The organism is Rhizobium sp. BT-226, from assembly GCF_025847085.2.
Lineage (GTDB): Bacteria > Pseudomonadota > Alphaproteobacteria > Rhizobiales > Rhizobiaceae > Rhizobium > Rhizobium sophorae.
The window spans coordinates 1,446,497-1,470,359 of the sequence record NZ_JAOYTI010000001.1; the positions used below are offsets into that span (position 1 = coordinate 1,446,497).

Consider the following 23,863-nt stretch of genomic DNA (forward strand, 5'->3'; position numbering starts at 1 on the left):
TGTGCACGAAATCGGAGGAGCATTATGGCACCCGCAACCGGCAACGCCGTGCTTGGAAACTGGACGACCCGCGCCTATCATCGCGGCTGGCTGCTTAACCAGGCGAACGGTCTCTTCGATTTTTTCCAGCACAATTCGGTCAATCCCAAGGGCGGCTTCTACGATCTCGACGACGAAGGCAGGCCTCTCGACGCCGAGGGCCAGATTCGCGGCATCCATATCGCGGCGCGCGCCGTGCATTGCTTCTCGATCGGCGCCCTGCTCGGCCGCCCCGGCGCTGCCGATGTCGTCGACCACGGCATGGATTATATCTGGAACCATCACCGCGACCGGAAAAATGCCGGCTATTTCTGGTCGCTCAACAATGATGGTCCCGTTGATTCCAACAAGCAGGGCTATGGCCATGCTTTCGTGCTGCTCGCCGCCTCATCCGCAAAAACGATCGGTCATCCGCTTGCCGACGGCATGTTGGCCGATATCACCGAGATCCTCAACACGAAGTTCTGGGAGGCGAAACACGGCGCGATCGCGGAGGAATTCACGGCCGACTGGCAGCCGCTCGATGGCGGCACCTATCGCGGCCAGAACTCCAATATGCACCTGACCGAAGCGCTGATGGCGGCCTTCGAGGCCACCGGCGACAGGGAATATCTAACCAAGGCCGAAAGCATCGCCGACCTCGTCATCCGCCGCGCGGCCGGTTCGGTCGACTGGCGCGTCGCCGAGCATTTCGACGCCGAATGGAAGCTCGACAAGACCTACTATCATCCGAACGAAATGTTCCGCCCGGCCGGCACGACGCCCGGCCATTGGCTGGAATGGGCCCGCCTGATCCTGCAGCTCTGGGCGCTCGGCGGCAAACGGATCGAATGGATGCCGGATGCGGCCAAGGCCCTCTTTGCGCAATCCATGGCGCTCGGCTGGGACAACGACAAGGGCGGCTTCTTCTACACGCTCGATTGGGACGACAAGCCCGCCAAGCGCAACAAACTTTGGTGGCCAGCCTGCGAAGGTGCGGCTGCTGCACATTTCCTCAACGAGCACCTGCCGAGCGATTTCCATGAGGAAAGCTACCGCAAGATCTGGAACGTGATCGAGCGCGCCTTCATCGACCACAAGAACGGCGGTTGGCACGAGGAGCTGACGGAAGATCTCGTTCCCTCGCACTCGCTGTTCCCCGGCAAGGGCGATATCTACCACGCCCTACAGGCCTGCCTCATCCCGCTCTTCCCGGCCACGGGCAGCCTGACGAAGGGTATCGCCGAGGCCGGCGGCAAGCTCTAAGATTGAGGAGTCCAGCGCCGCGCTCGCTCAGAGCGGCGGGGCGAGCCGCAGAGTATCCAGATCCTTCGCCAGCATCAGCGCCAGCGCCTCGACGGCGAGATTATGGTCGTCACGCTGCGGCAGGCCGGAGACGGTGACCGCACCGATGCAGCCGATACCCTTGACGTTGATTGGGAAACTGCCGCCATGCGGCGCATAGTCGGCGCCGGAAAGCCCGTTATCCTCGACCGTCTTGCCGTCCTTCTGCAGCTTCAGGCCGGAGGCATAGCTGCTGCGGAAATAACGCAGCACCATGTTGCGCTTGCGGCGGACCCAGTTGACGTTGTCGGGTGTCACACCCGGGAGTGCCGCATAAAAAACGGGCATCGAATGCAGGGTCACGTCGATCGCGATGCCGAGGCCGCGCTCGGTGGCAAGCTCCTGCAGGAGCTTGCCGAGCTGCCATGCCGTCGTCAGGTCGAAGGCGTCGAAGCTCAGCGCTTTCTCCTGCTCCGCGATCCGGCTGAGATCGTTCTCGATTGTCATGATGGGCGCCCTCTCCTGCAATGATCCGCTGCAGACCATTCTCATCAGAAGAGAAAAAGTAAAGCAAAACTTGGGCCTACCCCCGATGTCAGAGCTTCGGCGTCAGCATCTCGAAGCGGTCGCGGATGGTGGCGCAGGTATCGCCGCCAAGCCTCGCAATGGCATCGACCGCAGCCGGGTCGACATGCAGTCGTTCAGGATCGACGACCCCGTCGCGGTAATGCGCATAGACGATCTCGCCCATGACGATCTGCCGCGAACGGCCGAGCTCCAGCGTCACGTGCCGCTTGCATTCGAAGGCGGCCGGCGCCTCGGCTATGAAGGGCGAGGCGACCTTCTCACCCGGCATCGCCGTCAACCCCGCTTCCTTTAACTCGTCGACGCCGCGCGGATATTTGGCGCCGCAGACATGCATTGCCTCGGCGATCGCGAAGGAGACGATATTGACCGTGAACACCTCGGTCATGCGGATATTGTGGCCGGTGTCCTTGAACGACATGTCGGCATTGTTCTCGACCCCGATCGCAAGGATCGGCGGATCGGCCGAAAGGCAGTTGAAGAAGCTGAAGGGCGCGGCGTTGATCCGGCCGTTCTCATCGACCGTCGTCACTAGTGCGATCGGCCTCGGAATGATCGTGCCGATCATCAGCTTGTAGCGTTCGCGCTCGGTGAGCTGTTTGAAATCGAAGGAAACGGCCATCGGTTCAGCCGACCTTCAGGACCGGCGAAAAACCGCTCATCGCCCCGGTGAAGGGTTTCGGCAGCGGCGAAGCATAGGAGCCGCGCTTGCTGGTGGAAAGCCCGAGCGACACCAGCGCTTCAGCCTGCTTGACGGCGGCGGCGACGCCATCGACGATAGGTACGCCATAGATTTCCTGCAGCTCGCGCGCCAGATCGGTCATGCCGGCACAACCGAGCACGATCGCCTCGGCGCCGTCTTCTAAAAGCGCCTGCTCGATCTCGGCTCTGAGCTTGCCGATCGCGCCCGAGGCCGCATCTTCGAGCTCCAGCACCGGGATGTCGGAGGCGCGCACCTTGGCGCGGTCGCCCATGCCGTAGCGGCGCACCAGATTGTCGATCAGCACCCGCGAGCGCTCCAGCGTCGTCACCACGGTAAAGCGTTGCGCCAGGAAGCCCGCCGTCACCACGGCGGATTCGCAAAGCCCGAGGATCGGCACATCGGCAAAGGTTCGCGCCGCTTCGAGACCGGTATCGTCGAAACAGGCGATAATAGCCGCGTCGTAGCCCACACCCTGCCGCTCCTTAAGCTCGGCGAGCAGGCCTGGGATCGCTAAGGCCCCGTCGTAATGCCCCTCGATGGAAACCGGCCCCATGCGCGAGGTGGCCGCGATGATCTCCGTGCCGGATGCCGCCACCGCTCGCGCGGCGGTGGCGGCCTTCTCGGTCATGGAGGCCGTGGTGTTCGGATTGACGATGAGGATGCGCATGTCAGTCTATCTTTGCCTGCCGCCGGCTGAGCATCGTCATGATGCCGAGCGCGATGAGAATGATGGTGAAGGAAAACAGCGTCGTCACCGTGCCGAGCGCATAGAGCACCGGCGTCGTGACATTGGTGGTCATGCCGTAGATTTCGAGCGGCAGCGTGTTGTAGGTGCCTGATGTCATCAGCGTGCGGGCGAATTCGTCATAGGAGAGCGTGAAGCCGAACAGGCCGACGCCGACGAGGCTCGGCGCGATCATCGGCAGCACGACATGGCGGAACGTCTGCCAGGAGCTGGCGCCGAGATCGCGCGCCGCCTCTTCATAGGCCGGCGAAAAGCGGTTGAAGACGGCAAACATGATCAGCACGCCAAAGGGCAGCGTCCAGGTGAGATGAGCGCCGAAGGCCGACGAATACCAGGCGGGCTTCAAGCCTCCCTGCTGGAAGACGACGCCGATGCCGAGAGATATGATGATCGACGGCACCACGAGGCTTGCGACCGTGGCGTAGAACAGCGCAGTCGAACCGCGGAAACGGCGACGGAAGGCAAGGCCGGCAAGCAGCGACACGACGACGGTCACGACCATCACCATCAGCCCGAGGGTGAAGGAGCGACGGAACGAGGCGCCGAAATCGCCGACCGCCTGCTTTTCGAACAGGTTGAAGAACCAGTGCGTGGAAACGCCGTTCATCGGGAAGGTCAGGCCGCCGTCTGGCCCCTGGAAGGAGAGGATCAGGATTGCCGAAAGCGGCCCGTAGAGGAACAGCACGAAGATGATGAAGAAGAGCGCCAGCAGATAGAATTCAAGGCCGCGTTTTTCGTGGCTCATCTCAAAGCTCCTTGCGGATATCGACGACACGCAGGATGGCCGCGACCATCAGCAGCACGACGGCGAGCAGCACCACGGCATTGGCGGCAGCCGCCGGATATTGCAGCAGCGACATCTGGTTCTTCATCATCAGCGCCACCGAGGCGCTCTGGCCGCCGGACATCACCTGCACCGTCGAAAAGTCAGCCATCACAAGCGTGACGACGAAGATCGTGCCGATCGCCATGCCGGGTTTGGCAAGCGGGAGGACGACGTTCCACAGCACCTGCCAGCCGGAGGCGCCGGCATCACGCGCCGCCTCGAACAGCGACCGGTCGATGCGCATCAGCGTGTTGAAGATCGGCGTCACCATGAACAGCGTATAGAGATGCACCATGGCGAGCACGACGGCGAAATCGGAATAGAGCAGCCATTCGATCGGCTGCGGAATGATGCCCATCTTGATCAGCGTCGAATTGACGAGGCCGTTGCGCCCAAGCACCGGGATCCACGAAATCATGCGGATGATGTTCGACGTCATGAACGGCACGGTGCAGACAAGGAAGAAGATCATCTGCGTCGACGTCTTGCGGATGTGGAAGGCCAGGAAATAGGCGACCCAGAAACCGATGACGAGCGTCAGCGCCCAGACGATCGCGGTGAATTTCAGCGTGTTGAGATAGATCTTCCACGTCACCCACGAACCGAGCGTGTCGGTGTAGTTCATCGTCAGGAAATCGGGATAGAGACCGGCAAAGTCGTAGTCCCAGAAGCTGACGACCGCGATCATGACGATCGGCAGCAGGAAGAACAAGCCGAGAATGACGAACAGCGGCGTCGCCTGGAGATAGGAGATGGCTGAGGGGGAGAGGAAAGACCGTCTACCGCGTGCGCCGCGGCTGCCTTCTTCCGTTTCCACTGCAATGGTCGCCATGATCCAGTTCTCCGTTCTGATTACGCCAGGTTGAACGAAGGCGCGTGCAGCCCCTTCATCCGCCTGCCGGCACCTTTTGCCTGGGTCGAGCCACTGGTCTCGCCCCGTCCTTCGGACCCCCGCTGGGGAGAAGAGATTCGCGGCAGCGTCTCCGCCGCCGCAAACCTTGCTCTTTTGTTACCTTCCGAGCGACAAACTCCCCCTTCTCCCCGGCGGGGAGAAGATGCCCGAAGGGCAGATGATGGGGCGGAGCGAAGCGACGTCTTAAGCGTTAGCGAAAGACAGTAGCTGCCGCCCTGTCAGCGGAGATCAGGCAGCGATGAACTCGTTCCAGCGGCGAACCATGTGGCGGTCCTCGTCCATGACGGAGTTCCAGCAGGCGACAGCACCCATGCGGGCTTCGAAGGAGCCGCCGTCGCGAACGGCGCCGGCCTTTTCCATCACCTTGCCCTCGGGAGACAGGATGTCGCCGGCAGCCGGCTTGCCCTCGATCCAGTAGCCCCATTCGTCGGCCGACATGAATTGCTTGGCAGTGTCCATGCAGGCGGAATAATAGCCCTGGCGGTTGAGGTAGCCGCCGACCCAGCCCGACGTGTACCAGTTGATATATTCATAGGCGGCATCAAGCTGCGCGCCCTTGAGATGCGAGGCAAGGCCGAGACCGCCGCCCCAGGCGCGGTAGCCTTCCTTGAGCGGCTGATACTTGCAGGCGATGCCCTTGGAGCGGACGGCGGCAACGGCCGGCGACCACATGGACTGGATGACGACTTCACCCGACGCCATCAGGTTGACCGACTCGTCGAAGCTCTTCCAGAAGGCGCGGAACTGGCCGTCGCCCTTGGCCTTGATCAGGAATTCGATCGTCTTGTCGATCTCTTCCTTGGTCATGTTGCCCTTGTCGGCATACTTAATGTTGCCCATAGCCTCCATGATCATCGCCGCATCCATGATGCCGATCGACGGGATATTGAGGATCGAGGTCTTGCCCTTGAACTTCGGATCCATGATGTCGGCCCAGCTCGAAATATCGCGGCCGACGAGATCGGGGCGGATGCCGAGCGTATCGGCATTGTAAATGGTCGGAACCATCGTCATCCATTGCGTCGGTTCCTTGGCAAAGGTCTTGGCGCCCGGAGCCTCGACGAAGCCGACCGTGTGCGGCGCCGTGCCCTGGGCGATGACGCTTTCCGGCTTCAGCTTGCCGTTGATGAACAGCGGCACGATCTTGTCGTAATATTTCAGCTTCTTGACGTCCATCGGCTGCATGACGCCGGTCGGGAACACCTTCTTGGCGATCCAATATTCGATGTCAGCAATGTCGTAGCTGTCAGGCTGGGTGACGGCGCGCTGGGCGGCGGCGTCGGAATCGGTCGCCGTCATCTCCAGCGTGATGCCGAGATCGGCCTTGCACTTCTCGGCGATCGCATTGATGTTCGAAACGCCGGTGCCGAACTGGCGAAGCGTGATGTTCGTCTGCGCCCAGATTGTGGGAAAGCCGGTGATGGCGCCGGAGCCGGCGATGGCGCCGACGGCGGCAGCACCCGTCTTCAGCAGCGTGCGGCGGGAAAGACCCTTCTCCGCCTTGGTCGATGTCGCTTCAGTCGTCATGTCAGTTCCCCTTTTCTTGGATATGGAAGGTTCAGTGTTCTTGATGGATGGCTCATGCGGAAGAGCGGCCGAGAAGCACGGCGTCCTCGAGCGCCCAGCTGAGCGAAACGGCATCGCCGACGGCGACCGGCCGGGCGAAATAGTCGCCGTCGTCGGCAATGACGGTGAAGTCATCGCTGCCGGCGCCGATAACGGTGATCTTCACGGAAGAGCCGCGATATTCGATGTTGGAGACAATGCCGTCGAAGCCGAGCGTCCATTCGGTCGCCACCTGCAGGCGCACGCGATCGGTGCGGATGCCGATATCGACGGGCTCGCCGACTTCCCTGCCCGTCCCACGCACGGAAAAGCTCTGACCTTCCGGGACGGTCATGACGAGCACGCCGTTCTCGCTCGAGGTCACCCGGCCGGACAGCACATTGTGGTCGCCCATGAACCGCGCGACGAAGGCCGTCGCCGGACGCTCGAAGACCTCGCGCGGGGCTGCCGCCTGCTCGATCCGGCCGTCATTCATGATGACGATGACGTCGGCGAGCGCCATTGCCTCTTCCTGGCTATGGGTGACGTGCACGAAAGTGATGCCGAGCGACTTCTGCAGTTTCTTGAGTTCGGCGCGCATGCGGATCTTCAGGAACGGATCGAGCGCCGACAGCGGCTCGTCGAGCAGCAGCGCTTCCGGATCGGTGATCAGCGCGCGCGCCAGCGCCACGCGCTGCTGCTGGCCGCCGGAAAGCTGGGCCGGACGCCTGGCGGCATAGGCCTCCATCTGCATCAGCTTCAGCATCTCGAGCGCCTTCGCCCGCCGCTCCTGCTTGTCGACGCCTTTCATCTTCAGGCTGAAGGCGACGTTGTCGATCAGGTCGAGATGCGGGAAGAGCGCGTAGGACTGGAACATCATCGCCGTGCCGCGCCTGGCCGGCGGAAAATCGGTGACGACGACATTGCCGAGCCGGATATCGCCCGACGAAATGCTCTCGTGGCCGGCGATCATGCGCAGCGTCGAAGTCTTGCCGCAGCCCGACGGGCCGAGGAAGCAGCAATAGGAACCGGCGGGGATCTTCAGGCTGATCGCATGGACCGCCGTCGTCGCGCCATAGACCTTCGAAACGGATACTATATCGATCTCTGCCGCTTTCGACATCATGCCTTCCCCTGTTTGGAAAAGACGATGCATCTGCCGTGCCAGACTCCAGTGACTGCACCAAGCCATTGCGAAATAACAATTTTATCAAAACTGCAGTTGAGTGAGCAAATTATAGGCGCAGCGCCATCTGCACATGATTTAGGCTATCGTGCGCAATTTGTGCAAAACATCGTATACAATGTCGCCACCATTTCGAGCACAAATTCTGTTTAACTTTGGCGCGAAGCCGGGTATGGTTTGCAGACCATCGGGAAATAAATTTCATGAAATCCGCCGCCAAGGCTCAGCAGGCCGAAGACTCCACAGATACCGGCGCGCAACAGATCCGCGATGCCATTCGCGAAGCGATCGTCGAGCGCAGACTTTCGCCCGGCACCAAGCTTTCGGAAAGCGATGTCGGCAATCTCTTCAATGTCAGCCGTACGCTTGCCCGCGCAGCCCTGCAGGCGCTCTCCTATGAAGGCCTTGTCAGCGTCGAGAAAAACCGCGGCGCCTTCGTCGCCTATCCCTCGCCTGATGAGGCTCGCCAGATCTTTTCCGCCCGCCGCTTGGTCGAACCGGGCATTTTGCGCGAGGCAGCGGCGCGGATCACGCCTGACGATATTACTCATCTGCGACAGCTTCTGCTGGAAGAAGGCCGCTTGATGAGCGAGCGTGGCCAGACCGCCCGCCGCGCTGAAATCAAGGCATCGGGCGATTTTCATCTGACGCTGGCGGTCATATCGGGAAATTCGATCATGCAGCGCTTCATGGAGGAACTCGTCGCCCGCTCGTCACTGGTGATTGCGCTCTACGGTCAGTCGACCGCATCGAGCTGCGGCCATTCCGAACATGGTGACATTATCTCGGCGATCGAAGCCGACGAACTCGACCGCGCCTGCCAGCTGATGCTGCATCACATCGCCCACATCGAGGCCGATCTCGACCTGCGCGAACGCAAGAGCCTCGGCCTCAAGGAAGCCTTCGAACTCTGAACATCCAAGGATGCGGGCGCGGATGCTCCCCCGCCCGCCGCTTCAAACGGACCCTCGAAACACTACCAAGGCGTCTTCTTCGGCAACATCTCAAAAGCCGCGAAGATATCCTCGGCGCTCATCGGCTCACTCGAGCGCAGCTTAACGGTTCCGTCGCGTCCGATCAGGATCAACCCGAACTCGCCGGATGGCGGTCCCTGCAGCCGATCGCGAATATCGTCGGCATCGAGTTCCCAGTCATCGTCGAACAGCGCAAATGCGCCGCCGCCGGCAATGCTGAACACCTCGACGTCTTCCTCGATCAAGCGCATATGCGCCTTGCGCAGCCATTCATCCTGGATGAGCGCGCGGTCATCTTGCGCATCGGCAAAGATGATCAGCACCCGTTTCCTGTCGCGAAACTGCTCGAGCGATTGCGGAAGATCAGGCTCACGCCTGGGTGTACCCATGATTTCATGAACAATAGATTTTAGCATGGTGCTCATTCCTCGCCCGTCACCACTGCATAACTCTCAAATCGGGATCGATTTATAGATTATGCAGCAATTCAAACCGCTACAGCGCCCTTTGCGACTCTCGAAAAGGGCGCTGTAGTTGCGGGCTGTGCCTGCCGAATTAAACGGCTGGGAATAAGCGAGGTTCCGCCAAGAAGCGGAAAAGGATCGCAGCCATGGCCGCGATCCTCACTTTGTCAGTCGCGGCCTTGGTCTTCTGACGCATGGGCCGAAACGGCAACGAGATCCGCAGCCCCGGTGACGAGAAGGCGCTTGCGCACCAGGACGCGCATGACACGCGCCGCCGTCGAGAAAGTCATCTGGTCGAGCGGGCCTTCGCCCTCCCACGGCTTGGTCAGCCGTTCGGTGACGGCGCCGACGATGTTCATCGGCACGATGTCGGTGCATTCGCGCATGGCTTCGAAAACGAAGCTGATGGGGATGACCCGGCCTTCGTGGGTCACGATCGGTTCGGTCAATTCGCTGTCCCATTCCTCGAAGGCATAGAGCGCTTCACGAAACAGCTGCTGGAGGTTGAACGGCGCGTGGCCGTCATGAAGTGGCGGCAGTGCATTCATCATGTCTGTCTCCTCTTGATGGGTTGAAGCCAAAGTCCTCCGGTATCGGTCGCGCCAACGCGGGGAACGGAACGATTTGCTGCCCCTGCGAACCGAATAACACTATTGATTCTATAGAGTAACGCGCCGGGGTAAAGCCCATTTATCCGCCGCCGCGGAAGCGAATTCCATAACACGCTGATATTTTTGCGTGTTTTAGACGAAATTTTCTCCGCGCACACCAGCCTTAAAAATCTATGCCACCCGCCCGAGATCGCTCCGGAATGACACGGCGAGGCGAAAAAACCCTGAAAATTCACGGAACTTTTGTCTCTGTAATTTGTTTTGTCCTCACATTCGCAAAACACACTGGGGTTATCACCAATGACGCAAATCCGTGAACCGGAGCGCCGAAGCAAGATCCTGCGCGGCCGCCCCTATAGCCTTGACGAATTCGCCTCCAAATATGGCCTGCGCGGCGAGCAGGCAGAAAGCCTGTTTACCCGTTTCGGGCCCTCCTCGATCGAACTCGACCTGCTGATGGCAGCCAAGCGCCGGCCGCCGGTTCTGCAGGACAGAATTGCCGAATAACAATTTTGATCAATGGAATGGATCGATGAGCGACAGACGCCACGAATGGATCAGCAAAAGAGCTTACGCGATTTGGGAGGAACAGGGCCGGCCAAATGGGCGCGACGACGAGCACTGGCGCCAGGCAGTTGCCGAACGCGACGCGCTGGAGCGCACGCAGGCCTCCTCCGATGGCCGCGAGGTGCTGGTGAAGTTTCGCCCGAAGCCGCAGCGGCCCGAAGCGCCACGCGCCAGTTGGTTCAACCGAACAGCAAACGTCGGCTGAATCCTTTCTCACATCGACCGGGCCGCTTGCGGATCGAGCGGCTCAGTCGAGCCTGAGCCGGAAGCGCGCCTGAAAATCTCCCTGCCACCACATGGGGAAATTGGTTCCCCACTTGTTGTTGTGCAGATTGAAGCGGATGCCGGCGGTAAAATCCGGCAGAGTTCTGCAAAACGTCATGAAATCCGAGCTTTGCGGCCCAACCAGCGGCGCATCGAAAGTTTCGATCGTCAGCGGACCATCGGCAAGATCACTGCGTGCTGATGTCACCGCCTGCAATTGCGCCCCGCCGCTCGTCGCTATATTCCCCGATCGGTGCCAGAGGCCCATTTTGCGGAAATTCCAGTCTGCCGCACCATCAGGCGTGAAGGAAAGAAAGCTTGCCTCCGGCATGCGGTTGGCGGGCTTGTCGTGCAATGTCAGGCTGAGGTTGAGGCGATCGCCCTCGGCGGCGAAATGCAGCATCACATCCGGCGGCGCGCCATATTTCTGCACGGCCGCGGCCGGCATCGACAGAACGATGCCCGCCGCTTGCGTTGCTTCCAACGCCGGCAGAAAGACCTTCGAAAGTGCGGCCCCCGACCGGGCGAGCCCCGGCTTGTCATGGTCGAGCACCGCCCATTCCTGGCGATGGGTCAGGTAGGTCTGCATGTGGCGGTTGACGTCGCCGGCATCGTAGCTCTCATATCGATAGGCGATCAGCGAGCCCTCGCAGCCGGAGATCGTCCGACCGGAGGGAGAGGTGATTTCGGCCACATCGCCGCTCGCGCCGTCGAGCACGATCGACCAGCCACCGGTCTGCAGGCGGAGCTCCCGCCCACCGCCCTTGATGACGGCAGGCGTGGCAAATTCGGCAAGTGCGCTCTGGGCTGCGCTCCGGTCCGTCTCGTCGAGCTCCGAGACCGCCTGGTCGAGATAGGCGCGCTGCTCGTCCCATGAGGCTTCGGTATAGGCGAAGCGATAATCGGATCGGCGTGCGGCCTCGAAATCGGCCCGCGACCACGCCTTGTCGTCGCGCAAATAGGATTTGATATCGACGCCGCAGGTATGTTCGGCCACCATCGCCAGTCCGCGCCCGAAGGCGAGACGTCGCGCGTCGAGCCCATCCGCCGCGAAGCGGTCGTAGAGCCGCTGCAGCGCAAGAAACCGCGCCGTCTTCACCGGATCGCTGCCGCTGCCATGGATCCAGCTGTCGCCGAGTTCCAGCTCGACAACAGGGAAACGCTCACGCTCCCCCCAGAGAATGGCGCCGTAATCCTCGAGCGTCGCCGCGCGGATGACCGCATCCGGCTCACGGGCGCGTAATTCGCGATAGGCCTCGGCCGTCTGTGGCACGCTCTGCGGCCCCGTATTGTCGTTGGTATGGGCAAAGCTCAGGCCATCCTGAAAGCCGTCCGGGAAGAAAGTCTCGCCATAGGAGCGCTGATACATGACCACGACCTCCTCGCCGCCCGGCGCCCGCCAGCGAAAGATCTCGGGCACGTCGGGCGGCGGTGAGGCCGTATTGACGCCGAGATGCAGGAAGCGGATGCCTGCCTCGGATAGCAGCGGCACCATGCCGAGCGTATGGCCGGGTACATCGGTCATCTTCGCCGCGATCGTCGTCTTGCCGAAGCGGCGGTCGAGCTCCTGCGAATAGGAAAGCCCGGCCCGGAAGAGATCCGGCGACATCAGCTCCGTATGGGTGGTGAACGGCAGGCCGTGCCAGCGGATCAGCCCGCGCTCGATCGCCTGTTCCAGCGCTCCCACCTCGGCTGCAGAGCGCGAATTCAGATGATCCCAGATCAGCCAGGCGCCCGTCGTCCAGATGAATTTCGGCTCGTCGGGATTTTCGGCATGAAAATGCTTGGCCGTTTCGATCGCCTGCGGAATGAAGCGCTCGTGATATTGCCGGCGGACTTTCTCGGCATGATCGGTAAAGCCGATATCGAGATGGGTCTTGAAGACCAGATGCACGCGCTTTTCAGTCATTCCATTCACATATCGGTGATGACAGTCGAAACATTCTACAGCCAGTGGCGGCACAGGTGAGGAGTGTAACCGTTTCCACAAACACCATTGCTCCTGCCACAAATTCTTCGTCAACCCGTTTTGGCACAAATCGATGAAATAGTGCGAGTTTATTAACCATATATCCGAAAACGCTGTCGTCCGACGCTTTCATCGTAGAATCGAATCGCGACAAGAATGAAGACGTGTTCATCGACAATTATATAGAAAAGGCGGCGGGACTTCCTTGCTGCCGCGCCCGGGTGGTGCGCTGTTTAGCCAAGGAGAAAAGCCTGAGCCTTTCGGGAAAGCCGATTATCAGAAGGCGTTGGTTTCCTGGCAGAGCGCCCGGTGAACCTCAGTCCAGAACAGCGCCAGCGGCGTGTCGCCGTTGCGTTCGGCAACGAGCGCGCGGATCAGCGCTTCGGAGCCGGCCATGTCCTGCCAGCTGGATTTCAGACCCTTGGCGGCCTGTTGGCATTCGGCAATCTCGAATGGTCTTTTGCTGTCCATATGAGGCCTCCTCATGGAAGGCGCTAGCAGATGGGGCCAAGATTGTCATTCCCCGCATATGTGGGGATGCCTTGTATTTGTGACGGCCCTCGCGGTAGGATTGAGGGGATTGGGGCAGTGGAAATGATTGAAAATACCTACAGCGAAAAGTTCGAGTCCGCTTTCGAACAGATCAAGGCTGCGGCCAATGTGGATGGCGCCATCCGCATTCTCCAGGCGGAATATGGCCTCGATTTCGTCACCTACCATCTCGCCCAGACGATCGCCAGCAAGATCGATTCGCCCTTCGTGCGCACCACCTATCCGGATGCCTGGGTCTCCCGTTATCTCTTGAACAGCTATGTGAAGGTCGATCCGATCGTCAAACAGGGCTTCGAACGCCAGCTGCCCTTCGACTGGAGCGAGGTCGAGCCGACGCCGGAGGCCTATGCCATGCTGGTCGATGCCCAGAAGCACGGTATCGGTGGCAACGGCTACTCCATTCCCGTCGCCGACAAGGCGCAGCGCCGTGCGCTCTTGTCGCTGAATGCTCGCATACCGGCCGAGGAATGGGCCGAACTTGTCCGCCGCTGCCGCAACGAATGGATCGAGATTGCCCATCTCATCCACCGCAAGGCCGTCTACGAGTTGCATGGCGAAAACGATCCGGTGCCGGCATTGTCGCCGCGCGAAATCGAATGTCTGCACTGGACGGCGCTGGGCAAGGACTACAAGGATATTTCGGTCATCCTCGGCATATCGGAGCACACCACGCGCGATTACCTGAAGACCGCCCGTTTCAAGCTCGGCTGCGCGACGATCTCGGCCGCCGCCTCGCGGGCCGTGCAATTGCGCATCATCAATCCCTAGCGCATCGCGATCTTTCAGATTCGGTCCTCGCGCTTTAGCTCTTTGTTTTACGCATGTCGTTGTCGCAAAACCGCGGCACACTTTTGCGCGACATGTTCTGCCCCCCCTCATCTGAGGGGGCCTATCTGAGGGAATTTCCGATCCGGCCCGCATGAACCATTCTGCTTTCCACGAACTTGAAAACGCTGGAGGGCAAAATGTTCGTTATCATTCAGGCACATGAGTATCAGAAATACGCTGCCGTACTCGACCAGATGTTTCGCCTGCGCAAGAAGGTCTTCGCTGATACGCTCGGCTGGGACGTTCCCGTCATCGGCCCTTACGAACGCGACAGCTACGATTCGCTCGCCCCCGCCTATCTCGTCTGGTGCAACGACAGCCGCACCCGTCTTTATGGCGGCATGCGCCTGATGCCGACAACAGGCCCGACCCTTCTCTACGACGTCTTCCGCGAGACATTTCCAGATGCCGCCAATCTTATCGCCCCCGGCATCTGGGAAGGCACGCGCATGTGCATCGACGAGGAGGCGATCGCCAAGGATTTCCCCGATATCGACGCCGGCCGCGCCTTCTCCATGATGCTGCTCGCCCTTTGCGAATGTGCTCTCGACCACGGCATCCATACGATGATCTCCAACTACGAGCCCTACCTCAAGCGCGTCTACAAGCGCGCCGGCGCCGAAGTGGAGGAACTCGGCCGTGCAGACGGCTACGGCAAATATCCCGTCTGCTGCGGCGCCTTCGAAGTCTCGGACCGCGTGCTGCGCAAGATGCGCGCCGCCCTCGGCCTCACCCTACCCCTTTATGTCAGGCACGTGCCGGCCCGCTCGGTCGTGACCCAATTCCTGGAGATGGCAGCATGAACCGCCTCGCTGAAACCGCCACGCAGACCGCAATGCAGAAGGATATCGGCGCGCTGGAGCGCCATGTTCTCGCATCCCGCGACATCGCCACGCAGATAGGGGATCCCTTCCTCTCCTATCTCCTTTCGATGGCGCTGTTTACGATCTACGAGAAGAAGGCCCATCATGAGAACGAGGCGCTGAAGAGCAGCTTCAGCTGAGGGTGTGGTTCCCCTCCGCCCCGCCTGAAGACGAGCATGTCTCCCGGCGCCTCGCGCGCAGCCGCAAAAACAGTCCCCGTTTTGCGGCTGCGCGCGCCTGTCCAGTCATCAGGGTATTGCCGTTACGTCATCAGGGAATTGATGGTCGAAATCAGCGTGTCGTGCATGTAGGGCTTCGGCAGGAAGGCGGTATTGGCGGGCAGCGCCATCGGATCGAGCCGCACCATGCCGGAGGTGATGATGATGCCGATATTCGGCCGCATCGCCCTCACCCGGTTGGCAAGCTGGAGACCGTCCATCGAACCCGCCATGTTGACGTCGGTGAACAGGATATCGACATCCTGCCTGCCCTTCAGCACCACCAGAGCCTCGTCGGCATTCGCCGCCTCCAGCGCCACATGACCCACCTCTTCCAGCACATCGAGGATATTGAACCGGATCAGCGGCTCGTCCTCCACGATGAGCACCACGGCACTGTTCGAAGCCACCATCTGCGATCGCCCTCTTCATGCGGAATGTGACTTGGATAAGTGTAGCCCACGCGAGAAGGTTCCAGTGGCTGCCCACGAAATATGCATCGTCCACAGATGCTTGCGCTCACCGCTTGTAGCTCCCGCGGATTTGCGTTAGAGCGAAACCGATGCTGCGGGAACCATTGCCCCGGCATCACGGTGCCGCTACCGGCGCCAAGGGCCTGTAGCTCAATGGTTAGAGCCGGCGGCTCATAACCGCTTGGTTGGGGGTTCGAGTCCCTCCGGGCCCACCAGATATCTCAAGGGCTTAGTCGATATTTTTCACTGATCGGCTAAGCCCTTGCGCATTTTTGGGCAACGGTGTGGGCAACATCGCCTATTCCCGGGGACGATCGAGGAAAGACGCCAGCTCGCTTATGCGATCGACCTCGCGGGATGCGATACGATGCAGTGCCGCAACGCAATCAAGCTCCTCGATCCGGCTTCCGTCCTGCCGCACGTAGTCCATCTCGCGCACAATCCCGTTGATGGACTTCATCAGCATCGACAGCTCCAAGAGCTGGTAATAGATATCGCTGCGGTCGGTTTCCGGTTCGCGGGTCATCGCATGTTCTCCCCATAGGCAGCCGCATAGAAAGCCTGCTTAAGTTCGATCGCTCGATCCAAGACGTTTTTGTAAGCGAACGAATATGTGTCGATCTGATCTCGACTGAGGCTCACCGTAATGAAGCGCCCTTTTGGTGGCGCCGCTTCGAACACCTGGTCGAGAATTTCGTCAGCGATACGCGCCATGCTGACCAATTCACAGATCGGGTTCTCCAGGTCTCCGTACGTCATCGGGTCACCAGAGCGTAAGGCATTGATGGCAGGCGCACCTTCGGCGGCGGCCGGAACTGATGTTTTCGGCATTGCACTTCTCCCATTTGTCAGACATGATTAACTGTGTCTGGTAACTATATTAGCCAAGGCCAATTGTCAATACGTTTCTGTGTGTGGTACATGATTATCAGTTTTTAGGAGACATAAATGCTAACCACAGGAAATCAGTTGAAAGCCGCGCGGGCGCTGGCGGGTGTCGAGCAGATTGAGCTCGCCGACGCAGCGAAGGTGCACGTCAACACAATCCGTGCGATGGAAGCTTCTGGCGCGAATGGGATCTCTGGCCGGGCGCAAAATGTGCAGGCGGTCCAGCGCGCATTGGAAGAACGGGGAATCGAATTCCTCAACCATGGTCAACCTGGCGTGAGGCTGAAACGATGAGTGAGGTACCGGCATGGATACAGATCCTTCAAGCGCTTCTCACGCCGGCGATCGCTCTCGCGGTAGGCGTTATCGCCTATCGACAGTGGCGCACCGCACATGAAAAGGTGATGCTGGATCTGTTTGAAAAAAGGTTTGAGGTCTTCATGTCAGTCCGCGAGATCGTGAGCAAAGGCGGTATCCGCCGACTGTTTCGGGATCCGGGCCTTCCGAATGAAGTAGTAGCCCGCGGACGGTTCCTGTTTGACGAGGATGTGACCGCTCAGCTGCAAGAGGTCCATCGCCTGTGCGGTCAGGTTGAGACAGGATCGACCACCGCTTCCGGCGAGCTGTATGATCTGTTCCCGAGCATTATGGCGAAAATGGACCCCTATATGAGGATGACGCACAAGCGTAACACAATGAGAGAGTGGCTTTTGGAGAGGAATCGAATTCGTCTCAGCTACGCCGACGAAAAGCAGCAATAGTCGCCGCGCCCGTTGACTTAATAGGGTTTCCGGGCATTGTGCACGCGTTGAGGTTGGGGAATCTTTATGCTTAGAACAACTGTTGCGGTAGCGGCTTTTGCCGTGCTGTTGAGTTCCTGCGTGCAGTCGAGCACGATGCGCGTGTCCAAGAACCAGATGATCATTCAAACCAGCGCAGAGCCAATGTGCGGCAGCGTTGGTGCTGCAAAGGCGGCGCAGAAGCAAGCTGCTGTCGAGACCATCAAAGCGGGGTATGACCGCTACATAATCACCTCAGCGGCAGCCGCAAGCAATGTGACGGCAACTCAGATGCCTGGACACTACAACACATACGGCACCATAAATTCATACGGCGGCTACGGCACCGTCAATGCGACGACGACTTATACGCCCGGGCCGATCATTTACGGCGGATCACACGACCAGTCGATCGGTGTGGTGATGTTCAAAGACGGCGAGCCTGGCAGCAATCAAGCCGTGTCGGCCCGCGAGGTTCTGGGCCCCAAATGGGCTGTGATCGTGAAGGACGGAGTGAATCTCTGCAACTGAACTCGCACTTAATTGCAATCTAGCGATCGAACGCCGGAGGAGTATCAATGACCGTTGCTGACTTGGTGCCATACTTCACCATCCCCGGCTCGATCATTGGCGTCGTCACCGGCGCATTCGTTATATGGGAGCGGTTCTTTCGCTATCAGCCGACTGCCTTCATCATCTCCAAACCTCTGATCCCCGGAGGCGCTCAGAAGGGCTGCTATCTCCGTGTCGTCAACCGCAGTGAGCGGCCGATCCTTATGTCTTGGCCGACCGGGATCGCTGATGATGTGCTGCGAATTGCGACTGATAATTCCACTCGGTCAATCGTCAAATCGCTGCTGCACGGAGAAAAAGCTGTCGTGCTCGACGGTGGGCAAGAGGCGACCTTTCCAGTTCTTACGCCGCCAAATTGGCGTTCTCTGGACCCTGATCAAACGATGGAGACGACGGTCCGTTGGCGTTTCGTGCAGCCGGTAATCTGGAAGCGTGACCGGTCTTTCCTCGTGCGGATCTCGAAGCGCTCATATCTGCATTTGCTCGATGAACGGGAAGATGACGCTGAGGACTGACCTGTCAATCTCTCCAATGCTCTTCACCGTCTGGCACATACGGCCCGCCGGCGCCATCCGGGCGAAGCCCGTACCTACGATCCAGCCAGGCAACACAGGCCGGCCAATAACGGCGGTTGGCGAATAATTCATCAGGCACTGGAAAGCCAGCTTTCGTTGCCCCTGGCAGAGCGATCTTGAACTGGTCGAGGGTTAGACCGATCCGCTCTGCCAGCTCCCCTTCGGTCACAAAGCATCCAGTTTTGGTCACCATACCTCTGGTCCTTTCGCTGCTTCCTTAAGTGGCGCGGGATTGCGCCTCTGGAAGGATGACGCAAGTCCGCTGCGCTTGTCTAGGAACGCCTGAATGGCGGGCCAATAGCGCTTGTTGTTGAACAGAGGGTCTTTCGGGGGGAAGCCAGTTCGCTCCAGGGCGGGCAGCGCGTCTTTGAAATCCTGCGTGGGCAGGCCTATCCGAGCTGCACATTCGGCATCGGTGACGAAAAGAACGTCAGATTTTGCCATGTCGAGATCCTAACGCCGGAGCACAGGGAAGACGACGGACCGTCCCAGCGATTTAAAGGCAGACGGACACAGCTCTTCCGCCCCTCCGGCAGAACAACGCTCTCATGCCAACGGGTGTTGCGTCAAGCGGCCCGCTTCACGCGCGGCCGGCGCGGCAGATCCACCAGGATGATGCCGACGCGAAGGCCGCCCAGCCATAATGGAAAGGTGTCGGTGCCCATGCCACGGCCATGGACCGATTTCTGCCAGTGCTCAAGCTTGTTGGAGTACCCTTCCTGCATCCCCGATCGGGAATCGAGCTCGAGGCAGGTCATATTCAACTCAGCTCGCCGCCTTGTCATCGCCTTCACGAAGTCATCATAGGTTCTGATCACCTCGGACACGATCGGCATGCCCTTCGCGGTCTCCGGAGCCTCCGCGGGCGCGCCCTGCTTCGCATCCCATGCGTCGAGCTCGCCCAGCTTGAAATAGAACCGTCGGTTAATCCGGAACGGCTGAGGGAATTCCAGGGCCTTGTTGCGCGTCCATCGGTGCAGCGTCCGCTCCGAAATGCGATACCGCTCGCAAACTTCCTGGCTGTCGAGATAAGGGCCGCCCATCGCTGACATGCTCAACCCTCAGCCTCACGGCGAGCTCGCTCGGCAAGTTCCTTCGCGCGGGCAACTAAACGGTCAAACGTATTTCGAATCTTGCCCTCCTCTTCCTCAACCCAGGAGGCCAACCATTTTTCGGATTCCATCCGAGGAACTTGGAAGGCGCGGAGCGCAGTCATGTCGTCGCCCAAGACATCAACCATGCGAGACAAAAGACGCGCATCGATGTTGTCCCTCTTCAAAAGCGCCTCATCGAACTGCCCGGAGAGCGAGGACAACACCGAAACAAACTCAGGGATTGTCGAATGGATGACAGAGAGTGCAGCGTGCAGTTGACCCGTCAGCGTTTCGACCATTCCCCAAGCTCCGAGATACTGACCGCGCATCACCTCGTAAGTGGCGATCTGCTGCTCGGTGCGATCGACGCGTGCCAGCGCAATCGCCTGGGCGTCCTCTGCATCAGCATCTGCTGATACGACCTTTATCGCCGCATCGAGCGCTTCAATGTCGTCTGTGAGGGAGCGGATTTCCGCGCCATGGGCGAATTCGATGCCGGTGATCAGGGCGGCCGACTGCTCCGATCGGAGGCCAGCCAGGTTTTCGGTGAGGGTTTCCCTGCTCTCGACAAGGGCTTGATGACGTTCGCGCTTCGACTGCATTTTTATCCCCTGAGGTGCGATGTTGACACCGGACATCAGTTGCCATGAGTTGCCACCGGCAGACAAAGCACAGGGTCAGTCGGCGGCGCGGAGGCGCTCGCGTGCAGTGCTGATGATGTTAATGTCCTGGGTGAGCCGCAGGATCTTGTCACTGTTCGCCGGCTCGGTACCGGTCATCGCCGCCACCACGTCCTGATCGACCAACGCGGCGATCTCGGCTTCCAGCTCATCCGCGCGGTTCGTCAGCGCATCGAGTCTCTGATCCATGTCGTTGCCTTTCATAGTTTTGATGCGGCCAAAAAGAAGGCGTCGACCGCGGACGCCGTGAACCCCAATGCCGCGAAGCCGGCCCCCATCATCGGGCTGTCCTTGACGAAGGTGCCGCTGTATTCGAAGGCGTCTTGCGTTTCGCCGTCCTGCTGGGCCACCCATGCCTTGACCTGGTCGAGCAGGCCGGCACGCCGCAGCATCAGCCTGAACTGCCGCGCAGACACCGAGGACACTTTTGGCGGGGCGTTCAGGCGCGCGACGAGTTCAGGATTGTCGTCAGAGAGGAATTCCTCTGCCGTGCCCTCCTGCAACTGCTCGAACACGCCATCGATGGCGCCGTCGATCGATCGAGAAACGTAAGGCATTACGCGTTCCTCCCGCATGGGAAATGGAAGCCATCGGTCCAGACCCAAAGGCTGCCGGAGGCGCCGGCGACGCGGCGAATTTGCCTGCTTGTATTGGTCCAGATTTCTTGCGAGCCGATCGCGAAGCCGCTTGCAACCTGCATGGTCCCGAGGTTGCCGCCGTCATCCCCAATGCCAGCCGTGAGGACGCCTTGCGCCGCGTCGGATAGCAGAGCTGCGTTGGTTGTCGCAGAGGAGGTGAATTCGAAGCGGAGTTTCGCCTTGGACTTGACGCCGTTTGGAACAGTGAGCGCGAATAGGTTCGATGTTGTCGATATGCTGACACCGACCGCATCCTTTACCGGCGTCACGAAGGTGTACTCATCCTTTGGATACATGACGAAAGGCCGGATGATAGAGCTGGCATTCGTCAGCACCACGCCGATGCACTTGACGATGGAATACCCTGCGAGGAGCGACACGTTCACACCCGCAATCGTAGCTGAAGTAGAGAAAACGGCATCGAACGAGCCGTCGGAGACCTTGCGAAGAGCGTACAGGAAATATGTCCCGTTTGCCGCGCTGACGCCAGTATCGAGGCCGCCGTTGCCGCCGCCTGCCACCCACGTTCCGTTGAGGCGCTTGGTCAGCGTTGCCAAGTTGGCAACGACCGCAGATCCAACGCGCGCCTTGCCCGTTCCGATATCGATATGGGTGTTGGGATTGCCGGAGTTGTTGCTTAGGAGAAGGTCTTCGATACCGGACAGCAGCAATCCCTTGGTGGCCGTGATGTCGGACTCGATCGCATCAAGCGCATCTTCGACGCTGCCGCCGCCTCGGGAAACCTGATCTGACGAATAGTCCCCGGTCTGTGCCGTGACCGGCCCGGTGCGGCTGTTGAACGAACCGACGCCGGCAACACCGCCGATAGCCCATTCCTGCGCCTTGCGGGCCCAATATTCAGAGGCGCGTTTTCCGGGCGTGACATCGAGGTCACCATTCTCCGCCCACTTCGCCGCCAGCGCAGCCGATGCCGCAGCACTCGCCGCGTTTGCTTGCGCATTCCCGACGTCAGATGCAGTGAAGACTCCACCTTCCTCGCCATAGGGGGCTTTATGGGCGCGCCGGTTTTCGCGGGCAGCCTCCTGGATCTCGGCTTCCATGGTGTCTAGCGCGAGGTTCTGGTCTTTTGCCGGAAGTGGAGCGCCATCGGTGAAGCGCGCTGTCCGGTGCGGCGCGCGCTTGCCGAAGATGATCACGTCCCCGGTCACACCCGTCGAGAAGATCGCTTTCGCGTCAATGGAGATGCCATTCGTATAGGTCGCGGTGACGGTGAAATCAAAGCGCTCAACGTCGTTGACGATCACGCCGATATCAGCGTTGTCAAATACTGGAAAGCCGGCCGCAAACTGCGTGGTCGCTGCGACGGGGTTATAGGTCGAGATGCGATCGTCGGGCGTGGTGATGGACATGGCCGGACAGTGCCGCTCGCGGCATCCCGCTGCAAAGCACAGCCTTGCAACTAATTGATTTCACCGGCAACTATGAGTGATACAGGGCGGGGAGGAGTCGTTGCGAGATATCTATGAGAAATATGCGACTTGGATAGCGCTCACGCTGTTCGTGATCGTTGCATGCATAGCCCTTTACGGCTTCAGGCCAACCTTTGCACTCTTGCCGTCCGCTTGTGGATCCGACGACAAAGGGGCATGTTTTCGGGAATGGGTTGCCGCAACCAGCGGCTGGTTCGCGGGCGCTCTCGCGTTTGTCACTCTTCTCGCCATCCGTCGGCAAATTCAACTGCAGCAACGTCAAATCGATTTTCAGCTCGGTGACTCGAAGCCGACGATGTATGCGATGCTAACTACCGATGATTACGGCGAACCGATGATCCGGTTCGTCATCGAAAACCATAACCGTCGAACGTTAATGCTGTCGACGATAGCGGAAGCGGCAGTTTCACCGAGCGTGGTATTCACGGTTCGTCGATGCTTTGTCAATGATGTGGAACGGCCACTTCCTATGCATCATATTTTTGAGGGGTTGATCCAAAACTGCATCATCCCCGGAAGGGTAGAGGGGCATCCGACGCCCAAAGCGAGCCTCATCTGCAAGGCCCAGGCAAAGCTCCAATCTGACCAGTGGGACCCGGCCGATGAGCTCGGCCTCTACGTTATCACGGCAGCCTGCCACGGCATCTTAGCTGACGAGGATTCAAAGCCTGTGATCATGAAAACGCGCGTGCATCTACTCTTGCCGTGGCCCGGTGCGCTATTTTCCACTACTCAGGACGAACAACACTGACTACCGCAGTAATTCCACGGTGCCGCCGCGCGCTGTGCATGTCGGCGCGTCCGCTGCTCCGAATTCCAGCACATAGCGACCATCGGCGACGGCCCCCTGTAAATCACGATAGGTCGAAGCCTTCTGGCGTCCGACAGGACTGTGGAGAAGTCGAACAACGTGGATAGAAGCGCGCAACCACTGAGGTTTCGGTCTTTTCAATAAATCTGTCGATGTTGACATCTCTAAACGGGTGTTACCGTGGCCACAGTACTCGGATGATTCGGCGGAATAATCCGGTACCAGGAACGGGGATCTTGGCTTTGATCTCGCCCTGAAAGCGAGCCCAGGCCAGAGATTTTAGCCTTGCTTGTGCGTCCGCCGGCGACGAGGCAACAATCTCAATGCCCCAATCCGTGCCATCGTGCCGATACTCGAAAAGGTATCGGTTGAACTCAACGTCTGAAGAAAAGGAATTATCAGACATGTTCTTCCATCTCTACACCGATGCAAATCGGCATTGGCGCTGGACGCTGTATGCCGGCAATAACCGCAAGATCGCCAACTCTGGCGAGGGTTACTTCAACAAGAGCGATTGCCTCGCCGCTATCAATCTTGTGAAGGGGTCGGGGTCAACGCCCGTTGTCGAACGCTAACCCCGTTTCGGTTAACACCACATTAACCTTGAGCCCCGCTGCAACGGGGCTCTTTTAATTTAGGCCCAGGAGCCTAAAAGAAAACTACCAAAGTTGGCGGAAGTCACAACGCACCGGTCGTCCACATGATTTCCACAGGTCAGCGCTTCCCAGTTCTTCCACAGTTTCAGTTATCTAGCGCGGCTTGTGCAGAACTGACTGTTAAAGGCAC

Annotated in this window: 34 protein-coding genes and 1 tRNA gene; 14 read left to right on the top strand and 21 right to left on the bottom strand. The window is 59.6% G+C overall.

Features of this window, described 5'->3' with window-relative positions; genetic code table 11:
• Nucleotides 1-24 precede the first annotated feature (24 nt).
• The gene (locus tag OIU37_RS07330) at nt 25-1,284 is read left to right on the top strand and encodes an AGE family epimerase/isomerase (protein ID WP_180694539.1); all 1,260 of its coding nucleotides are present in this window, start codon (nt 25-27) and stop codon (nt 1,282-1,284) included.
• Between the two features lie 27 nt (nt 1,285-1,311).
• Here OIU37_RS07330 and OIU37_RS07335 read toward each other — a convergent pair whose 3' ends face one another.
• The 7 genes from OIU37_RS07335 to OIU37_RS07365 all read right to left on the bottom strand — a co-directional run bounded on the left by OIU37_RS07335 (nt 1,312) and on the right by OIU37_RS07365 (nt 7,742).
• Entirely contained in the window at nt 1,312-1,809 is a 498-nt protein-coding gene (locus tag OIU37_RS07335) for a heme-degrading domain-containing protein (protein ID WP_168309929.1), read from the bottom strand.
• An 88-nt stretch (nt 1,810-1,897) separates the two neighbouring features.
• Nucleotides 1,898-2,509: a flavin reductase family protein gene (locus tag OIU37_RS07340; RefSeq protein WP_164070108.1), complete on the bottom strand. Its 612-nt coding sequence runs from the start codon at nt 2,507-2,509 to the stop codon at nt 1,898-1,900.
• 4 nt (nt 2,510-2,513) lie between these two features.
• The gene (locus OIU37_RS07345) at nt 2,514-3,257 is read right to left on the bottom strand and encodes an aspartate/glutamate racemase family protein (RefSeq protein ID WP_264256854.1); all 744 of its coding nucleotides are present in this window, start codon (nt 3,255-3,257) and stop codon (nt 2,514-2,516) included.
• A gap of 1 nt (nt 3,258) precedes the next feature.
• Entirely contained in the window at nt 3,259-4,080 is an 822-nt protein-coding gene (locus OIU37_RS07350; protein ID WP_180694537.1) for an ABC transporter permease, read from the bottom strand.
• Nucleotide 4,081: 1 nt separating this feature from the next.
• Complete coding sequence (locus tag OIU37_RS07355; protein ID WP_180694536.1) at nt 4,082-4,993, bottom strand: ABC transporter permease; 912 nt, start codon at nt 4,991-4,993, stop codon at nt 4,082-4,084.
• Between the two features lie 309 nt (nt 4,994-5,302).
• A complete protein-coding gene (locus tag OIU37_RS07360; RefSeq protein WP_264256856.1) occupies nt 5,303-6,601 on the bottom strand; it encodes a PotD/PotF family extracellular solute-binding protein in 1,299 nt (432 codons plus the stop codon).
• A 52-nt stretch (nt 6,602-6,653) separates the two neighbouring features.
• Entirely contained in the window at nt 6,654-7,742 is a 1,089-nt protein-coding gene (locus tag OIU37_RS07365; protein WP_180694534.1) for an ABC transporter ATP-binding protein, read from the bottom strand.
• Nucleotides 7,743-8,008: 266 nt separating this feature from the next.
• Between OIU37_RS07365 and OIU37_RS07370 the strand changes: the two genes are divergently transcribed.
• Nucleotides 8,009-8,719 (top strand): GntR family transcriptional regulator, encoded by a 711-nt coding sequence (locus OIU37_RS07370; RefSeq protein ID WP_180694533.1) that lies wholly within the window; start codon nt 8,009-8,011, stop codon nt 8,717-8,719.
• Between the two features lie 62 nt (nt 8,720-8,781).
• Here the strand turns inward: OIU37_RS07370 and OIU37_RS07375 are convergent, their stop codons facing one another.
• The gene (locus OIU37_RS07375; protein ID WP_180694532.1) at nt 8,782-9,195 is read right to left on the bottom strand and encodes a DUF4174 domain-containing protein; all 414 of its coding nucleotides are present in this window, start codon (nt 9,193-9,195) and stop codon (nt 8,782-8,784) included.
• Nucleotides 9,196-9,410: 215 nt separating this feature from the next.
• Entirely contained in the window at nt 9,411-9,794 is a 384-nt protein-coding gene (locus OIU37_RS07380; RefSeq protein ID WP_129419796.1) for a hypothetical protein, read from the bottom strand.
• 360 nt (nt 9,795-10,154) lie between these two features.
• On the opposite strand from OIU37_RS07380, the gene OIU37_RS07385 reads away from it, so the two are divergent.
• The gene (locus tag OIU37_RS07385) at nt 10,155-10,361 is read left to right on the top strand and encodes a hypothetical protein (RefSeq protein ID WP_129419795.1); all 207 of its coding nucleotides are present in this window, start codon (nt 10,155-10,157) and stop codon (nt 10,359-10,361) included.
• Nucleotides 10,362-10,386: 25 nt separating this feature from the next.
• Complete coding sequence (locus tag OIU37_RS07390) at nt 10,387-10,626, top strand: DUF2934 domain-containing protein (protein WP_171377548.1); 240 nt, start codon at nt 10,387-10,389, stop codon at nt 10,624-10,626.
• Nucleotides 10,627-10,668: 42 nt separating this feature from the next.
• On the opposite strand, the gene OIU37_RS07395 is transcribed toward OIU37_RS07390, so the two are convergent.
• Together OIU37_RS07395 and OIU37_RS07400 are read right to left on the bottom strand one after the other, a co-directional pair.
• Complete coding sequence (locus tag OIU37_RS07395; RefSeq protein WP_264256860.1) at nt 10,669-12,594, bottom strand: DUF5054 domain-containing protein; 1,926 nt, start codon at nt 12,592-12,594, stop codon at nt 10,669-10,671.
• A gap of 336 nt (nt 12,595-12,930) precedes the next feature.
• Complete coding sequence (locus tag OIU37_RS07400; protein ID WP_003541553.1) at nt 12,931-13,125, bottom strand: hypothetical protein; 195 nt, start codon at nt 13,123-13,125, stop codon at nt 12,931-12,933.
• A 123-nt stretch (nt 13,126-13,248) separates the two neighbouring features.
• Between OIU37_RS07400 and OIU37_RS07405 the strand changes: the two genes are divergently transcribed.
• The 3 genes from OIU37_RS07405 to OIU37_RS07415 all read left to right on the top strand — a co-directional run bounded on the left by OIU37_RS07405 (nt 13,249) and on the right by OIU37_RS07415 (nt 15,037).
• A complete protein-coding gene (locus OIU37_RS07405) occupies nt 13,249-13,974 on the top strand; it encodes a LuxR family transcriptional regulator (RefSeq protein WP_182208904.1) in 726 nt (241 codons plus the stop codon).
• Nucleotides 13,975-14,171: 197 nt separating this feature from the next.
• On the top strand, nt 14,172-14,837 hold the full coding sequence (locus OIU37_RS07410; protein WP_027683681.1) for an acyl-homoserine-lactone synthase: 666 nt from the start codon (nt 14,172-14,174) through the stop codon (nt 14,835-14,837).
• A complete protein-coding gene (locus tag OIU37_RS07415; protein ID WP_020050905.1) occupies nt 14,834-15,037 on the top strand; it encodes a hypothetical protein in 204 nt (67 codons plus the stop codon). Before OIU37_RS07410 ends, OIU37_RS07415 begins: the two co-directional genes overlap by 4 nt.
• Nucleotides 15,038-15,159: 122 nt before the next feature.
• Here the strand turns inward: OIU37_RS07415 and OIU37_RS07420 are convergent, their stop codons facing one another.
• Nucleotides 15,160-15,528, bottom strand: a complete 369-nt coding sequence (locus OIU37_RS07420) for a response regulator (RefSeq protein ID WP_130692259.1) — start codon at nt 15,526-15,528, stop codon at nt 15,160-15,162.
• A 199-nt stretch (nt 15,529-15,727) separates the two neighbouring features.
• Here OIU37_RS07420 and OIU37_RS07425 point away from each other — a divergent pair.
• A tRNA-Ile gene (locus tag OIU37_RS07425) sits at nt 15,728-15,803 on the top strand.
• Between the two features lie 83 nt (nt 15,804-15,886).
• Here OIU37_RS07425 and OIU37_RS07430 read toward each other — a convergent pair.
• Together OIU37_RS07430 and OIU37_RS07435 are read right to left on the bottom strand one after the other, a co-directional pair.
• Complete coding sequence (locus OIU37_RS07430) at nt 15,887-16,114, bottom strand: hypothetical protein (RefSeq protein WP_264256872.1); 228 nt, start codon at nt 16,112-16,114, stop codon at nt 15,887-15,889.
• Nucleotides 16,111-16,419, bottom strand: a complete 309-nt coding sequence (locus tag OIU37_RS07435; RefSeq protein ID WP_264256874.1) for a hypothetical protein — start codon at nt 16,417-16,419, stop codon at nt 16,111-16,113. Before OIU37_RS07435 ends, OIU37_RS07430 begins: the two co-directional genes overlap by 4 nt.
• A 117-nt stretch (nt 16,420-16,536) precedes the next feature.
• Between OIU37_RS07435 and OIU37_RS07440 the strand changes: the two genes are divergently transcribed.
• The 4 genes from OIU37_RS07440 to OIU37_RS07455 all read left to right on the top strand — a co-directional run bounded on the left by OIU37_RS07440 (nt 16,537) and on the right by OIU37_RS07455 (nt 18,343).
• Nucleotides 16,537-16,770: a hypothetical protein gene (locus OIU37_RS07440; protein WP_264256875.1), complete on the top strand. Its 234-nt coding sequence runs from the start codon at nt 16,537-16,539 to the stop codon at nt 16,768-16,770.
• Nucleotides 16,767-17,237, top strand: coding sequence for a hypothetical protein (locus tag OIU37_RS07445; RefSeq protein ID WP_264256878.1), 471 nt, complete (start codon nt 16,767-16,769; stop codon nt 17,235-17,237). The genes OIU37_RS07440 and OIU37_RS07445 overlap by 4 nt, the downstream gene beginning before the upstream one ends.
• Before the next feature lie 66 nt (nt 17,238-17,303).
• Nucleotides 17,304-17,786, top strand: coding sequence for a hypothetical protein (locus OIU37_RS07450; protein ID WP_180693193.1), 483 nt, complete (start codon nt 17,304-17,306; stop codon nt 17,784-17,786).
• Between the two features lie 47 nt (nt 17,787-17,833).
• Nucleotides 17,834-18,343, top strand: a complete 510-nt coding sequence (locus OIU37_RS07455) for a hypothetical protein (protein ID WP_264256881.1) — start codon at nt 17,834-17,836, stop codon at nt 18,341-18,343.
• Between the two features lie 4 nt (nt 18,344-18,347).
• Here the strand turns inward: OIU37_RS07455 and OIU37_RS07460 are convergent, their stop codons facing one another.
• The 7 genes from OIU37_RS07460 to OIU37_RS07490 form a co-directional block, all read right to left on the bottom strand.
• Nucleotides 18,348-18,596, bottom strand: coding sequence for a winged helix-turn-helix domain-containing protein (locus OIU37_RS07460; RefSeq protein WP_264256883.1), 249 nt, complete (start codon nt 18,594-18,596; stop codon nt 18,348-18,350).
• Nucleotides 18,590-18,847: a winged helix-turn-helix domain-containing protein gene (locus OIU37_RS07465; RefSeq protein WP_264256885.1), complete on the bottom strand. Its 258-nt coding sequence runs from the start codon at nt 18,845-18,847 to the stop codon at nt 18,590-18,592. The genes OIU37_RS07460 and OIU37_RS07465 overlap by 7 nt, the downstream gene beginning before the upstream one ends.
• A gap of 122 nt (nt 18,848-18,969) precedes the next feature.
• Entirely contained in the window at nt 18,970-19,455 is a 486-nt protein-coding gene (locus OIU37_RS07470; protein ID WP_264256887.1) for an AlpA family transcriptional regulator, read from the bottom strand.
• 2 nt (nt 19,456-19,457) lie between these two features.
• The gene (locus tag OIU37_RS07475; protein ID WP_264256889.1) at nt 19,458-20,099 is read right to left on the bottom strand and encodes a hypothetical protein; all 642 of its coding nucleotides are present in this window, start codon (nt 20,097-20,099) and stop codon (nt 19,458-19,460) included.
• Between the two features lie 75 nt (nt 20,100-20,174).
• Nucleotides 20,175-20,366, bottom strand: a complete 192-nt coding sequence (locus OIU37_RS07480) for a hypothetical protein (protein WP_264256890.1) — start codon at nt 20,364-20,366, stop codon at nt 20,175-20,177.
• An 11-nt stretch (nt 20,367-20,377) separates the two neighbouring features.
• Nucleotides 20,378-20,734 carry a hypothetical protein gene (locus OIU37_RS07485; protein WP_264257458.1) on the bottom strand — a complete coding sequence of 119 codons (357 nt, stop codon included), beginning with the start codon at nt 20,732-20,734 and terminating at the stop codon, nt 20,378-20,380.
• Complete coding sequence (locus OIU37_RS07490; protein ID WP_264256892.1) at nt 20,734-22,185, bottom strand: hypothetical protein; 1,452 nt, start codon at nt 22,183-22,185, stop codon at nt 20,734-20,736. The genes OIU37_RS07485 and OIU37_RS07490 overlap by 1 nt, the downstream gene beginning before the upstream one ends.
• Before the next feature lie 100 nt (nt 22,186-22,285).
• On the opposite strand from OIU37_RS07490, the gene OIU37_RS07495 reads away from it, so the two are divergent.
• A complete protein-coding gene (locus OIU37_RS07495) occupies nt 22,286-23,017 on the top strand; it encodes a hypothetical protein (protein ID WP_264256894.1) in 732 nt (243 codons plus the stop codon).
• 464 nt (nt 23,018-23,481) lie between these two features.
• Nucleotides 23,482-23,652, top strand: coding sequence for a DUF1508 domain-containing protein (locus OIU37_RS07500; protein WP_138328207.1), 171 nt, complete (start codon nt 23,482-23,484; stop codon nt 23,650-23,652).
• The last annotated feature ends 211 nt before the right edge of the window (nt 23,653-23,863 follow it).